Here is a 14,941-nt window from a genome sequence, read left to right as displayed (position 1 = left end):
ATTTATAGGTTTAAAAGGTGACTATTGTTATGTGGAAAACAATCAATCAAGAGATCAGCCAGGCTATCCATTATGATTTTAAACACACCCATAAACGTCAATTGCAAAACACATCCACCGATAAGTTATTTCATTTAAGCGATGGCAAGCACAATTACTTAGTTAAAATTGGGCAAAAACATGAGCTAGAGCGCTTTGAGGCTCAAGCTCAAGGCTTAAAACAGCTTACTCAAAACAGTGTATTTATGGTTCCCGACTGCATTACAACTGGGGCCAATATAGAATACGCCTTCATTGTATTAGAGTGGCTTACATTTGACGAGCTTCCCCACACTCATTGGTCAACTATGGGGGAGCATCTTGCCATGTTACATCAAAAACACCAGCAAGCGATGTTTGGTTTTGATACCGACAATTATTTAAGCTCAACGCTTCAGCCTAATCAGTGGCATAAAAAATGGGATGTATTTTTTGCAGAAGAACGTATTGGTTGGCAATTACAATTATTAGCTGAAAAAGACATTGTACTTTCAGACCCCGAACAACTAATAAATTTAGTAAAAGAGACACTGCATAATCATCATGTTTTACCCTCATTATTACATGGCGATTTTTGGCGTGGTAACCTGGGCTTTGTAAATAACATTCCGACCTTGTTTGACCCTGCCTGCTATTACGGTGATCGGGAAGTCGATATTGCTATGAGCGAGCTCTATGCTCCCCTTCCAGAAGATTTTTATGATACCTACAAGCACCACTACCCTTTAGCACAGGGTTATGAGCAACGTAAGCTTGTTTACCAGCTTTACCCTGTTTTAAACAACGCTAACATTTTTGCGGGTCATTATCTAAATCAGGCTAAAGAGCACGTTGATAAACTAATAAACTTACTAGACTAAACTCGTAAACTAAAATAAATGCAGTAAACAAGATATAAGCACTATATTTAGTGTAAGCCCGTTGTGTGCTACCCACGTAAAAAAACTTAGTTTTTATGAGGTGTTATTATGAAAGACTTTTTATCACAACGTATCGCCTGTCCACATTGTGGACATCATATTCATTTAGATCTCGATGCCAGTATGGGCGATCAAGACTACTATGAAGAATGTAGTGCCTGTTGTAACCTTATACACTTGAACATGCATATAGACTATGCACGTAACAAGTTAGAATTACATGTGGACAGCGATGACGAACAAATATTTTAGCTATGTTGGCGCATGTAGTTTTCAACGGTGTTTATGATTGTGTAGGTTTGCTGGTCGACTTCAATATTGAACTCATCACCCACAACGGCTTCACCTAAATTAGTTATATCGAGTGTTTCTGGTATTAAATGCAACCAAAAGCCAAACTCATCAATATTACCCACCGTTAAACTTGCGCCATTAACAGATACAAACCCTTTGTATAGCACATATTTTTGCCATTTTTTTGGCAGGCTGAGCTGTATTTTGTAGTTGTTTTCTAACTTAACTATTTGCGCTATTTTTGCAGTGCAATGAATATGTCCAGATACAATATGTCCACCCAATTCAGTACCAAATGACACTGAACGCTCATAATTAACTAAGCTACCCAATTCCAGTTGCCCAAGATTAGTAAGCTGCAAGGTTTCGTCAATCACATCAAAATGCACTTGAGCAACCACATCATGGTTACTTAGTTCTACTTTTACCACAGTCAAACAGCAGCCGTTTATAGCGATGCTGGCGCCTAGGTCTAAATGCTTCACGTACTGCTCATTGACAGAAACTACCAAGCGTAACACGCCCTGTGAATGGATTTTAGAAACTACCGTTGCTTGAGTTTGAATAATTCCGGTAAACATAAAAATCGCTTCTATTTCTTACAAAGTGCTAGTTTAACGTATCAAAAGACAAAATCATTCACTTAATAGCACTTATTCATGGTTATTTTCACCACCAAGATGAATTAAATACAAACACCGACCACCAGCATAGCTTGGCAGATCACAATAGATTACAATGCGACTATGTTTTTCTGAATAGCTGTTTTTTATGACTTTTTGTAGTTGGGAAGCCAAACGTTTACTTTCTCTTGCCGTTCCGGTTTTTTTAGCACAAGTAACTTTAGTATTAATGTCGGTGGTTGACACCATTATGGCCGGACAAGTGAGCCCTACCGATTTAGCTGCACTGTCAATTGCAACGGGGATATGGAACCCAATTTTATTAGCAATACAAGGGATTTTATTAGCATTAACGGGCGTTATTGCACAATTCGCTGGTGCTAAAGATCGTAACGGCATCAGCCATTATTTTCAGCAAGCCCTTTATTTAACGCTCCTTTTAAGTATTGCTGGTTTTAGTGCGGCGCAGCTTGCCAATACTGTTATTTTACAGCTAGATACCACCCCTGCAATTGCTGGACTTGCTTTTGACTACATCCATTTTGTTAAATGGGGGGTGTTTGGATTTTTGATTTTTACCGTTTACAGAAATATGACCGAAGGCATGGGCATGACCAAGCCCGCATTTTATATTAGCCTACTGGGGCTTGCAGTAAATATTCCACTCAATTATATTTTTATCAATGGCTTATTTGGCCTACCAGCGTTTGGCGGAGCCGGTTGTGGTATTGCTACTGCACTCGTATTTACTGTTATGGCCATTGCGCAGGTAACTTATTGCCAGCTCAGCAAAAAAGTAGACGCTAAAGGCTTATTAACTGGCTTTGAAAAACCTAACTTTAAAACCATAGGTATTATTACCAAACTAGGTATTCCTATATCACTAGCCACTTTTTTTGAAGTAACCTTGTTTGCCTGTATACCTTTATTTATTGCGCACTTAGGTGCGGTGGCCGTGTCTGGCCATCAAATTGCAGCCAGTGTTACGGCACTATTATTTATGATGCCTCTTAGTCTCTCAATTGCAATTAGCATACGAATTGGTAATTTATTTGGGCAAAATCATTTAGATCAATTAAAAGTAGCCGTGTCTACAAGTTATATTTTAGCGGCAATTATCGCTCTATTTATTGCTTTTATTACTTTTATAGGTCGCGATGTGATTAGCGAGCTTTATAGCGATAGCCCTGCAGTACTTGCACTTGCTTCATCAATTATGATTTTAGCCTGTATTTATCAACTTCCTGATGCATTACAAGTGGCTGCAAATGGTATACTAAGAGGGTTAAAGCATACCGCGCCTATTTCTTATATCACTTTTATCTCTTATTGGTTAATCGGCTTTAGTTTAGGCTACGTATTAGCAAGAACAGACTTAATAGTGCCAGCAATGGGCCCGCATGGATTCTGGATAGGTATCATCGTTGGCTTATCAGTAGCAGCTGTACTGCTAATGCTGACAGTGCATAGGCGATTTAAACGTGAACCATTTATTCTCTCTTAAACAATCTATAAATAACACACTGCCACTTAGTTGGTTACAGGCAGTGTGCTGTGTATTTCTTTTTGGCTGCTCAGAGCAGCCCAGTGAGGCAAATAAAACGTATTTGTCTCGCTTGAGTAGTACCTTGCAAGTTCCCGAGCCAAACACAAATTCACTACAACAACTTACTTTAATTGAGCCTGTTAAAGCTTTACAACCAGCAATTAAAATTGGCATAACTGAACTTGCTGGTATTAGCCAATGTAAACTGAACGTTTTAATAAGCGAGCATAATAATCAGTTAGGTAAAACAGCCACCGCTGCTAGTCAATTGAAGTACCAAATAGATTTTATTCAAAGCGCGCAAAACTGTTTAAATAGCTTGGATAAACAAAGCAAGATTTACAACAAAATTGCTGCGGCAAAAACTCAAAAACAAGCTCAGCTCACTCAGTTTTTCAACAATATGTTATTTAGTGAACCCGAGCTCAACAGCAGTTGGCAATTAACCGGCCAAGAGCTCAACACTCAACCGGCTGGGTTTAGCGACACAGTTGAGGGGCTTAAAAAGCTAACTACCATAAAACAGCTAATAGAAAACCAAAATAGTATGGCAATAAACAGTGATGATATTTTGTCAGCGCTTGAGCCGCTTAACAGATACAAATTTAACCAACAACTTATTCAAGCCGCACGTGAACAAATTAGCTTAAATCATGCAGCCACCCAGTTTGTAAATACCTTAACGCTTGAAGATATATGCCCAAAGGGTAAAAACAAGCAGCAAGCTAAAATTGTCAGTAATATATTCAATAAATATTATTTAAAACAAATTCAGCCTTATCAGGCGCAATTAAGTGGCTATTTAGAAACATTGCAGCCAATGTATTTGAAGCTGTGGTTTAATCAAGCAGTAAGTAGTGAAGAGATAAATGCCCTACTTGACCCAAGCGCTAACAATTTACTTACTCAGCTAAAGTCGTCAGCAAAAGAGCATGTTATATGGTGGCAAAAGTTTTATAAAACGTGTGAAATCAGTCCAATATGAATAAAAAAACGGCAAATAAACTCAAATAACATAAACATGCTTGATTCACTCCCCATCACGCTATATATTAGCGACCGTTGTTAAGCAATTAACAACTCTTAAATACATGCAATACGACTGTAGCTCAGTTGGTTAGAGCACTACCTTGACATGGTAGGGGTCGGTGGTTCGAATCCACTCAGTCGTACCAAAATTAGCATATTTAAAGTGCGTTGAAGGAAAGAGCACTACCTACTCTTGATCACCCGGTCCAGAGGTCAGTGGTTTGAATCCATTTAGTCGTACCAAAATTAGTAAATAATGTATTTAAAGTACGTTGAAGGAAAGAGCACTACCTACTCATGATCACCCGGTCCAGAGGTCAGTGGTTCGAATCCACTCAGTCGTACCAAAATTAGTAAAAATGTATTTAAAATTGTACGACTGTAGCTCAGTTGGTTAGAGCACTACCTTGACATGGTAGGGGTCGGTGGTTCGAATCCACTCAGTCGTACCAATTCAAAAAACACCTCAAGAAAAAGCACTACCTACTCTTAATCACCCGCTCCAAGGGTCGGTGGTTCGAATCCACTCAGTCGTACCAATTCAAAAAACACCTCAAGAAAAAGCACTACCTACTCTTAATCACCCGCTCCAAGGTCGATAGCTCGAATCCACTCAGTCGTACCAATTCAAAAAACATCTCAAGAAAAAGCACTACCTACTCTTAATCACCCGCTCCAAGGTCGATAGCTCGAATCCACTCAGTCGTACCAATTCAAAAACACCTCAATAAAAAGCACTACCCTCTCTTAATCACCCGCTCCAAGGATCGATAGCTCGAATCCACTCAGTCGTACCAAATCAAAAACACCGTAGGTCGGTTAAGTGGCGAAGCCACGCCACCCGACATTGGGTAAACACCCGACATTGGTTAACACTCAAACATCAAACACCACCCGACATAAAGCAAAACCTGCACCGGTAATGATTAATATCCAACATCGTCGGATGACGCCTTCGAATTATCCAACATCGTCGGATGACGCCTCTGGCTTATCCAACCTACGTTAATTATTGGGGACGTATGGGAAACACCCACATATAAGGTATTAATTATTCCCCACATCAATTGCGGCTGTACATTCCTGATGCGACCGCTTTATGAAAGCTTGAATGAGGCCAATCAATAACCCGTTCAACCAAACCATGTTTAAGCGGGTTAAAATGCACATAATTTACGTGGTGCCAATAATCACGTTCATCAACAATAGTATGCTCCCAAAAGCGACGTTGCCAAATCCCTCGTTCATTTTTATTAACGCGTGCGAGTGATAAATGTTCGTTTTTAGGCAAGCCTTTAGAAAAACGTTTTTTTATTTCGCGCCAGCGGCCAGAATAATCGCTATCACCTTTGGGTAAAGTTAATACTGCATGCATATGATCGGGCAACACCACCCACGCATCAATATAAAATGGTTTATGCATTTTTACCCAGCGCACAGACCCTCGCAATAAATCAATATGCTCAACCAATAATGACTTTTTACGATCCTGCAAATTAACCGTAAAAAAATACGTTCCTCCTGGTTGATAATTTCGACGATATCTCACAAAAATCTCCTTATAATAAACGGCTAAACATCGTCGGATGACGCCTTCGGCTTATCCAACCTACGTTAATTTTTGGGAACACTCCAAAAAAGGGCACTCGATCTACACTTGCTTAATAAATATCAAGTAACATCCATTTAATCACCCTGCAAAGTTAGAATTTATTGCTTGATAATTCATACTATGTTAACAAATAGACTATCTTATAAATTAATATATCAAAAGCACGCTAAGGAAGGATTTAACTATGAAGTTTGTTACGCTCATTTTACTAGCCTTACTTGGTTTTACAATTGAAGAAGCTCATGCAAAAACTGTGGTAAAAGTAGGTGGCTATGAGTTCCCTCCTTATATAGAAATTGTTGATGGGCGTGCTTCTGGTCTTACCGTTGAATTAATAAGCGAGCTAAATAAAATACAGCCTTCTTATCATTTTAAATTAGTACTAACCACACCCATTCGTCGCTTTAAAGATTACCAAAATGGCCTATTCGATTCGATTTTTTTGAGAACCCAGATTGGGGATGGCTACAGGGAAACAATGTAATTAGTAACTCCCCTGTTGTAGCCATAGATACTGAGGTATTTATTGCTTTAAAGCAATTTGCCAAGTCTCAAGCCTGGTTTGATAACTTAGCAGATAAAACCTTGGTGGGTATTTTAGGCTACCATTATCCGTTAGCTAATTTCGAAAGTAGCCCCTCAGTTCTTGAAAACGAATATAAAATGACCTTATTAAGCAGCCATAAAAGAAGTATTGAATTAGTATTAAAAAAACGCAGCGATAGCGCTATTGTTACTCGTTCTTACCTAAATCAATACTTTAGCAAGTATCCAAAAAGCAAGCGTTTGCTACTTGTGTCTGAGCGAGTGGCACAAACCTATAATCATCAGTTATTACTTCGCCCAAACCACACGCTAGATATAAGCACCTTGTATAAATGGGTAACGCAAGCACTCACGCAAGACAATATTGCAGCTAGGCTAAAGCAACTTGGGCTTCAACAGCCCCTCTAATTACACCTTTACTGCAGAATAGCCAAACAAATACTGCTAATTAATGGCAGTAACTAGAAAACTTACTATTCTCATCATTTGTCGCAAACTCAACTAAAGTCATCAGTAAATCACTGTGCTTATGAGTAAACCCAGTATTAGCAAGACGTTTTTCTAAATAGGCGGTAAAGTTCTTTCTCTGCTGATGTTGGCTTTGTAGCTTAATTAATAGTTCTGACTGTTTTTGGTTAATTAATCGTGTCTCGTATATCGGGTCTTCATCCGGCCAATTCTCAACTGGAAAACCCTTTTGTTGAAATACAAAATCACTCAACGAGCGTTCTATTTCATTATAATCATGCCCACCTAGCAGTTTTTCTATCTCTTTTAGTAAACTTGAGTACAAAACCCGAGGAAACAGCTTGTAAAAGTCATGATTTTTGAAAGACTCGCCAGAAGGCGTTTGTTGCCAATTTTCAAAGCTTGCCCGTAAAGCATGCACCAATATACGACCAACATAATGGCTTTTTTGAAACGAGACGCCTTGTGACTCTAATCTGGATAAAACATGGTTTAATCGTTGCTTTAAACTGCGTACTTCTAGTTGAAGTTCGCTTTTTTGAGCCTCTAGTAATTGTATTTCGTCAGCACTTGTTGTTATTTTTTGTTCTAATTTATTTATTTTTACTTGCGCACCATGAAACAAATTACGTGTATCTTTGAGCTCTGCCAATACACTGGCATTTTGTAATTTTATAGGCGAACTATCATCACCTGTATAGGTTATGGTTTGTTTACTGTTTATTAATGCTTCGTTTAACGCCTGCTCTAATTTACTTTCTATTACTTGGCCAGACTTACTACCTTTTAGCAAGTTGGTTAAAGTTAAAGAAATATGTTTTTGATACCAATTTTGGATGTGCTCACACTGCACATCAGATAAATTAGCAAACGGATTATCTTCACTTATTGGCTTATTAGCCATAAAAGTTCCCTCTAGTAAAAACACCTATAATTATCATACCAATTGCATTAAATTAGTGTTCTATTATGGCGCCTGAAAATAACGTAATAACAAGACGAAAGCTATAACATATAGTTATTCTATATAAATAACTTTACGCAGTAAGGGTGCCATTTAATACGATAGAATGATCATTTTTAAAAATCGGTATTGTGTCATATTTAAGTTAAGTTACTTATTTTTGTATATTAATAGCTATCGCTTTTTAAGGCTATACTTATATTGTTTGAATACTGAGAACATTTAAGTTGTTTATTCCAGATAACCCACTAAACTTAAGTGCACATATAAAAATGCATTATCCTTATGAGAATATTTTTAGTCGTTGCCTTACTTTTATCCTTCTTCACTTACGCAGATCCTGCGCCTGTAACCTACAATGTTGACGATAAAAATATTACTCTTCCAGGTAAAAAATATAAAAGTGGTTATGGCTATAATCTAAATGCTAATACCGTACTTCGTTTAGTTACACTTAACTGGCCTCCTTATATAGACGATAACCTATGCAATAAAGGCTGGCTTTACCAGCTTACAGTTAGCATGCTGGTTAAGCGTGGTTATGGTGTTCATATTGAGTTTTACCCTTGGGCGCGTGCAGTTCGTGAAGCAGAGCTAGGCAAAGCCGATATATTATTCCCTGAGTACTATATTGCCGACGACATCATATCTGAAAATATTTTAACCAAAACACGCAATCAATTATTAGCGCTATCAGAACCTATTCCAGGTGGCGACTTATCGTTTGTTGCACTTAAAGATCACACCATTGACTACGATGGCAGTATTAATTCTGTAAAAAATCGGGTTATGGGCGTAGTCCGCTCATATAAAAATAGTGACGAACTCGATGAACTGATTCGCCAAGGCAAAGTAAAAACCATTGTTGCAAACAGTGAATATCAGCTCATTCACTTGCTTTTAAACGGTCGCGTTGAGCTTATTGTTGCCGATTTAGAAGTACTTAAAGCCAGCGTTTACAAGTCACCTTTATCAAATAGAGATAAAAAAGTGATGCTAAATGCCCTCGTTGCATTATCACCAAGTATTGAGTACAAAAATCTGCATTTTTCAGTAAGTAAAGATACATCTAATTGGCAATCTATATTAGCTGACATCAACGCTGAAATTGCCATTATGCGTAAAAACAATACTTTTGAACGTTTTATCGCTCATAAAAAACAACAGTGCTATAACCTAGGGTAACCCTTAACAAGCTGAGTATAATTACCTTAGCCTGCTTGTTTTATGTCCATACCATATAAGTTTTAATTAAACACCACAGTTTGGTCACGGCCTATGCTTTTTGCTCTATAGAGCGCTTTGTCGGCATTTTTTAATAAGCCTTGCAAAGTGCAACACTCAGAAGTTAAGCTCGATACCCCGTTACTCACTGTGTAATTCACAAACTCACCACAGGGTAACTCTACCGGATTATCTTTTAAAAAATCCTGAAGCTTTGCTAATGTTTTAACTACAGTAGTAACACATTTATCCTGTGAAACAATGCAAAACTCCTCACCGCCCAAACGCGCTACAATGTCATTATTGTCACAAAATAATTTGAACGTTGCAGCAATACTTTGTAAGACCAAGTCACCACCTTCATGGCCAAATTGGTCGTTTATACGCTTAAAATGATCAATATCTATCATAGTTAGCGTTAAATGCTGTTCATTTTTAAAACAGGTATCAAGTGCAAGTTTACTCAATTCAATAAAACCTCTACGGTTAAGTAAATTTGTAAGAGGATCTTTAATCGTTAAATCTTTTAACTGCGCTTGATACTGTTTCATTTTAGTAATATCGCGCTCAATAGCCGCATAATAAGCCACTTCGCCCAAGCTATTTTTAAGTGGAAAAATATTCATATCAATCCAATAAGGCTCACCATTCTTTTTGTAATTAAGTATTTGCTCTGAAATTTGCTGTTTATTTTCTAGTGCATGCCTTATTTTATCGCGTGTTGATTGTTTAGTTTTAGGACCTTGTAAAATACGCGGCGTTTTTCCTTTAACTTCACCTAAATGATAACCAGTTACTTTAGTAAATGACTGGTTTGCATAAACAATTTTAGGTCCATTTTCAGTAATAGTATCAGCCTCAGTAACCAAAATAACATCATTGGCAAGTTCAACTATTTCTTTAAATGGGATCATTTGTTTCTGGTAAGTAATATCAATAAAGGTAGTTACTACTTCTGTGAGGTTATTATTTTCATCAAACTCTGGATAGGCGTTGCACAATACCCAAGTTATGTCTTCGCATGAGCTATCACAAATACCTAGTTCAATATTACTGATCGGTTTTTTACTATTAATAACTAAATTAACTGGATATTTATCAACACTGAGAGGTTTACGAAGTTCATCAATTAAGTTCCATTGGTTATCAAAAGCGTCATACCCTAAGGCTTGCTTTTGAGTCATACGTAAAATAGTTAATGCAGCAGGATTTGCATAAACAATGCTGCTATCTGGAGCATGTACAACCACTCCCGCATGCAAATTTTTAACTAATTTTTCTGCATTAAGCCTAGATAAATCCATTAACAACTCCGTAAACACATACTTCTAATAAATAGCTATAAATTTGGTATAGCACTTTTAATATATGTGAATATTTACTGTTATAACAGAAAAAATGATCCTTTCTTCTTAGGGTCTGTTGATCTTTCAAGGTTGAATTTGCAGCAGGCTGTTTGGTATTTAGGCAAGGCAGAGCCTATGTGGTGTGGTTATTCCCCATAAATAGGCGATAACGCAGCATCAATGCCAAACAGGCGCTGCCCGAAGGGTTCTGCCTAGGGGCGATTTACTCTTTGTTGCCTACATGGATGTAGGTAAGGGGCGTGAGCAGGACGCGGAAGCTTTGCTCAGTTTTTACTTATTCTTACATGGATGTAAGCCAGTAGAATAACGCAGGAGCAGTTATCGAGCCCACTAGGTTACAAACCTCGCGCCGCGATTAAACCGCCCCTAGTTTGAACAAATTTTAATCCGCAAAGGTCAACAGACCCTAGAAATATAAAACTAAAAAAAGCTGATAACCATTAAGTTATCAGCTCTGTGCTTTATATGACTGAAATTGGCATCCGACTTAATTAAAAGGCACTCTTACCATACCTTCCATTAACACACGGGCACTGCGGCTCATACTTGCTTTGCTAACCTGCCATTGGCCATCTGTCAAAATCGCCTCTGCACCCACTTTTAATGTGCCCGAAGGGTGGCCAAAGTTAACTTCATTAATAGCTCCACCACCAGCGGCTACATTAACTAAGGTGCCTTTTATCGCGGCTGCTGTGCCAATAGCAACGGCTGCTGTCCCCATCATTGCATGATGTAACTTGCCCATCGACATCGCGCGAACCAATATACTTATGTCGCTGGCATTTATGTGCTTACCACTTGAGGCTGTATAGTCTTTTGCTGGAGCAACAAATGCCACTTTAGGTGTGTGTTGACGTGCTTGTGCTTCATTAATATTATTAATTAAGCCCATTTTCACTGCACCATGGGCACGAATGCTTTCAAGCATAGTTAACGCCGCATTATCGCTATTGATGTCATCTTGCAACTCTGTACCGGTGTAACCAATATCCGCTGCATTTACAAAAATAGTCGGAATACCAGCATTGATCATGGTTGCTTTTAATATGCCTACGCCTGGCACTTCTAAATCGTCCACCACATTGCCTGTTGGGAATAACGCACCATCACCATCAGCAGGGTCAATAAATTCCAGCTTTACTTCAGCAGCAGGAAAGGTAACACCATCTAACTCAAAGTCACCGGTTTCTTGTACTTCACCATTCGTCATGGGTACATGCACTAAAATACTTTTTTTAATGTTAGCCTGCCATACACGCACAATAGCAATGCCATTATCAGGCACCCTGCTTTTATCAACTAAACCATTGCTGATGGCAAACGCGCCTACAGCAGAGGTTAAATTGCCACAGTTACCGCTCCAATCTACAAACGCTTTATCAATCGCGACTTGACCAAATAAGTAATCAACATCGTGATCGGGCTGTTCACTTTTACTTAAAATAACGGTTTTACTGGTGCTTGATGTTGCGCCACCCATACCATCAGTTTGTTTACCATAAGGATCGGGACTACCAATAACGCGCAATAACAAGTTATCGCGCGCCTCACCTGCCACTTGGGCAGGCTCGGGTAAATCAGTTAAATTAAAAAACACGCCTTTACTGGTGCCGCCACGCATATAGGTCGCTGGCACTTTAATTTGTGGTTTAAACATCTTTTTTATGTCCTTATGATGCTTGTGTTGCTTCTAAAAAGTCTTGCGCAAAGCGTTGTAATACACCGCCCGCGGCATAAATAGAAAGCTCTTCTTGCGTATCTAATCGGCATTTCATTGGCACAGTGACTACTTCACCATTTTTACGGGTAATTACTAATTCTAAAGTTGCCCCTGGTGCTGGTTCGCCTTTAACATCATAGCTTTCGCTGCCATCTAGGCTAAGTGTTTTGCGGGTTGTACCTGCAGCAAATTCCAGTGGTAGCACACCCATACCAATAAGGTTAGTACGGTGAATACGCTCAAACCCTTCAGCTGCAATAACCTGAACACCAGCAAGCCTTACGCCTTTTGCTGCCCAATCGCGCGACGAACCTTGACCATAGTCAGCACCGGCAACAATTATAAGCGGTTGCTTACGTTGCATGTAGGTTTCGATGGCTTCCCACATACGCGTGTTTTCACCTTCTGGCTCTATGCGCGCGTACGAACCTTGCTTCACTTCACCGTTTTCATCCAATACCATTTCATTCAATAGTTTAGGGTTTGCAAACGTGGCGCGCTGCGCGGTTAAGTGATCGCCTCGGTGCGTTGCGTACGAGTTAAAATCTTCTTCTGGCACATTCATTTTAGTCAAGTATTCACCTGCAGCACTGCTTGCCATAATCGCATTAGAGGGTGATAAATGATCGGTTGTAATGTTATCGCCAAGTACCGCTAATGCACGCATACCACTCATACTGCGCTCGCCTGCTAATGCCCCTTCCCAATAAGGAGGACGGCGAATGTAAGTACTTTCTGGGCGCCAATCGTATAGTGGGTCGTTATCTTCTCCGTAATCAACGGTTAAGTTAAACATAGGCTCGTATACTTTTCTAAACTGCTCAGGCTTAACGCTTTGCTTGATGACCGCATCTATTTCTTCATCAGATGGCCATAAATCTTTTAAGGTTACATCGTTACCTTGCTGATCTTTACCAAGGATATCTTTTTCTATATCAAAGCGGATGGTACCGGCAATTGCATACGCAACCACAAGCGGTGGAGACGCTAAAAACGCTTGCTTAGCATACGGATGAATACGACCATCAAAGTTACGGTTACCCGAAAGCACCGCTGTTGCGTATAAATCGCGATCAATGACTTCTTGTTGAATTTTAGGGTCCAGTGCACCACTCATACCGTTACAGGTGGTACAGGCAAAACCAACAATACCAAAACCAAGTTGCTCAAGCTCTGGTAATAAATTTGCGTCCTCAAGGTAAGATTGCACTGCTTTAGAGCCCGGTGCCAATGAGGTTTTAACCCAAGGTTTACGCATTAAACCTTTTGCATTGGCGTTACGCGCCAATAAACCTGCCGCAATCACATTGCGTGGGTTACTGGTATTAGTACAACTAGTAATAGCGGCAATAATACACGCGCCATCTGGCATTAAGCCTTCTTCGTTTTCAACAACGCCCGAAATACCTTCTTTAGCTAAATCGCTAGTAGATACACGACGGTGCGGATTTGAAGGTCCTGCAATGTTGCGCCCTACACTTGATAGGTCAAACTTAAGTACACGATCGTAATGCGCTGTTTTTAAGCTATCGCTCCATAACCCTGCTGTTTTAGCGTAGTTTTCTACTAGTGCAATTTGCTCTTCATCGCGACCTGTCAAACGTAAGTAATCAATGGTTTTATCGTCAATGTAGAACATAGCCGCGGTTGCGCCAAATTCTGGGGTCATGTTCGAAATAGTCGCTCTATCGCCAAGAGTTAGTGCATCTGCCCCTTCACCGTAAAATTCTAGGTAAGTCGATACCACACGTTGCTCGCGTAAAAATTCGGTAATAGCCAATACAATATCGGTTGCAGTAATGCCTGGTTGGCGTTTACCAGTAAGTTCTACACCCACAATATCGGGTAAACGAATGTACGATGCGCGTCCTAGCATTACGCTTTCTGCCTCAAGACCGCCTACGCCCACAGCAATAACACCTAACGCATCAACATGTGGTGTATGGCTGTCGGTACCAACTAAGGTATCTGGAAAGGCTATACCGTCGCGGTTTTGAATGACCGGCGACATTTTTTCAAGGTTAATTTGATGCATGATGCCATTGCCCGGCGGGATCACATCAATATTTTTAAACGCAGTTTTTGTCCAGTTTATAAAGTGAAAACGGTCATCGTTGCGTCGGTCTTCAATGGCGCGGTTTTTCTCAAATGCTTCAGGGTCAAAGCCTGCATGCTCTACCGCTAACGAGTGATCGACAATTAATTGTGTTGGCACAACCGGGTTTACTTTTGCAGGATCGCCGCCTTTCGCAGCAATAGCGTCGCGCAGGCCTGCTAAATCAACTAGAGCGGTTTGCCCTAAAATATCGTGACATACAACGCGTGCCGGATACCACGGAAAATCTAGGTCTTGCTTGCGCTCAATAATTTGGCTAAGCGCATCGGTTAACATATCAGGCTCACAGCGGCGCACTAAGTTTTCGGCAAATACACGCGAGCTATAAGGGAGAGTAGCGTATGCGCCTGGTTTAATGGCATCAACTGCTGCTTGAGTATCATAGTAATCTACATTTGAGCCTAGTAATGGCTTACGGTATTGAGTGTTATTAATAATGGTCATAATAAATTCGCTAATTTGGTGACGGGGTT

The 14,941-nt window shown here is 39.7% G+C and carries 14 protein-coding genes and 2 tRNA genes; 10 read left to right on the top strand and 6 right to left on the bottom strand.

Translation table 11 applies throughout. The features are described 5' to 3' along the window. Positions 1-29: 29 nt before the first annotated feature. Both AB8618_RS06200 and AB8618_RS06195 read left to right on the top strand, forming a co-directional pair. Positions 30-899 carry a fructosamine kinase family protein gene (locus AB8618_RS06200; protein WP_409425237.1) on the top strand — a complete coding sequence of 290 codons (870 nt, stop codon included), beginning with the start codon at positions 30-32 and terminating at the stop codon, positions 897-899. Positions 900-1,007: 108 nt separating this feature from the next. Further along, positions 1,008-1,211 (top strand): CPXCG motif-containing cysteine-rich protein, encoded by a 204-nt coding sequence (locus tag AB8618_RS06195; RefSeq protein WP_008464077.1) that lies wholly within the window; start codon positions 1,008-1,010, stop codon positions 1,209-1,211. Here AB8618_RS06195 and AB8618_RS06190 read toward each other — a convergent pair. Beyond that, the gene (locus AB8618_RS06190) at positions 1,208-1,834 is read right to left on the bottom strand and encodes a riboflavin synthase subunit alpha (RefSeq protein WP_413401779.1); all 627 of its coding nucleotides are present in this window, start codon (positions 1,832-1,834) and stop codon (positions 1,208-1,210) included. The genes AB8618_RS06195 and AB8618_RS06190 overlap by 4 nt on opposite strands. Before the next feature lie 190 nt (positions 1,835-2,024). On the opposite strand from AB8618_RS06190, the gene AB8618_RS06185 reads away from it, so the two are divergent. From AB8618_RS06185 to AB8618_RS06165, 5 genes are all read left to right on the top strand, one after another. Then, on the top strand, positions 2,025-3,380 hold the full coding sequence (locus AB8618_RS06185) for an MATE family efflux transporter (RefSeq protein WP_138604919.1): 1,356 nt from the start codon (positions 2,025-2,027) through the stop codon (positions 3,378-3,380). Beyond that, entirely contained in the window at positions 3,358-4,407 is a 1,050-nt protein-coding gene (locus AB8618_RS06180) for a DUF3080 family protein (protein ID WP_409425233.1), read from the top strand. The genes AB8618_RS06185 and AB8618_RS06180 overlap by 23 nt, the downstream gene beginning before the upstream one ends. A gap of 113 nt (positions 4,408-4,520) precedes the next feature. Continuing rightward, a tRNA-Val gene (locus AB8618_RS06175) sits at positions 4,521-4,597 on the top strand. Positions 4,598-4,826: 229 nt separating this feature from the next. Continuing rightward, a tRNA-Val gene (locus tag AB8618_RS06170) sits at positions 4,827-4,903 on the top strand. A 371-nt stretch (positions 4,904-5,274) separates the two neighbouring features. Further along, the gene (locus AB8618_RS06165) at positions 5,275-5,460 is read left to right on the top strand and encodes a hypothetical protein (protein WP_409425232.1); all 186 of its coding nucleotides are present in this window, start codon (positions 5,275-5,277) and stop codon (positions 5,458-5,460) included. Positions 5,461-5,514: 54 nt separating this feature from the next. On the opposite strand, the gene AB8618_RS06160 is transcribed toward AB8618_RS06165, so the two are convergent. Further along, positions 5,515-6,000 (bottom strand): REP-associated tyrosine transposase, encoded by a 486-nt coding sequence (locus AB8618_RS06160; RefSeq protein ID WP_409425231.1) that lies wholly within the window; start codon positions 5,998-6,000, stop codon positions 5,515-5,517. Positions 6,001-6,247: 247 nt separating this feature from the next. On the opposite strand from AB8618_RS06160, the gene AB8618_RS06155 reads away from it, so the two are divergent. Further along, positions 6,248-6,547 carry a hypothetical protein gene (locus AB8618_RS06155; protein ID WP_409425230.1) on the top strand — a complete coding sequence of 100 codons (300 nt, stop codon included), beginning with the start codon at positions 6,248-6,250 and terminating at the stop codon, positions 6,545-6,547. A 179-nt stretch (positions 6,548-6,726) separates the two neighbouring features. After that, entirely contained in the window at positions 6,727-7,017 is a 291-nt protein-coding gene (locus AB8618_RS06150) for a hypothetical protein (RefSeq protein WP_409425229.1), read from the top strand. Between the two features lie 40 nt (positions 7,018-7,057). On the opposite strand, the gene AB8618_RS06145 is transcribed toward AB8618_RS06150, so the two are convergent. Beyond that, positions 7,058-7,981, bottom strand: a complete 924-nt coding sequence (locus AB8618_RS06145; RefSeq protein ID WP_409425228.1) for a hypothetical protein — start codon at positions 7,979-7,981, stop codon at positions 7,058-7,060. Positions 7,982-8,326: 345 nt separating this feature from the next. On the opposite strand from AB8618_RS06145, the gene AB8618_RS06140 reads away from it, so the two are divergent. After that, a complete protein-coding gene (locus tag AB8618_RS06140) occupies positions 8,327-9,226 on the top strand; it encodes a substrate-binding periplasmic protein (protein ID WP_409425227.1) in 900 nt (299 codons plus the stop codon). A gap of 62 nt (positions 9,227-9,288) precedes the next feature. Here the strand turns inward: AB8618_RS06140 and AB8618_RS06135 are convergent, their stop codons facing one another. The 3 genes from AB8618_RS06135 to acnD all read right to left on the bottom strand — a co-directional run bounded on the left by AB8618_RS06135 (position 9,289) and on the right by acnD (position 14,912). Beyond that, positions 9,289-10,569: a sensor domain-containing diguanylate cyclase gene (locus AB8618_RS06135; RefSeq protein WP_409425226.1), complete on the bottom strand. Its 1,281-nt coding sequence runs from the start codon at positions 10,567-10,569 to the stop codon at positions 9,289-9,291. A 550-nt stretch (positions 10,570-11,119) separates the two neighbouring features. Continuing rightward, positions 11,120-12,289 (bottom strand): 2-methylaconitate cis-trans isomerase PrpF, encoded by a 1,170-nt coding sequence (gene prpF, locus AB8618_RS06130; protein ID WP_413401773.1) that lies wholly within the window; start codon positions 12,287-12,289, stop codon positions 11,120-11,122. A gap of 13 nt (positions 12,290-12,302) precedes the next feature. After that, positions 12,303-14,912 carry a Fe/S-dependent 2-methylisocitrate dehydratase AcnD gene (gene acnD, locus AB8618_RS06125; protein WP_413401770.1) on the bottom strand — a complete coding sequence of 870 codons (2,610 nt, stop codon included), beginning with the start codon at positions 14,910-14,912 and terminating at the stop codon, positions 12,303-12,305. Between the last annotated feature and the right edge of the window lie 29 nt (positions 14,913-14,941).

It is taken from the genome of Pseudoalteromonas sp. RW-H-Ap-1, from assembly GCF_048318575.1.
GTDB lineage: Bacteria > Pseudomonadota > Gammaproteobacteria > Enterobacterales > Alteromonadaceae > Pseudoalteromonas.
This window is presented reverse-complemented; position numbering and strand designations above follow the sequence as displayed.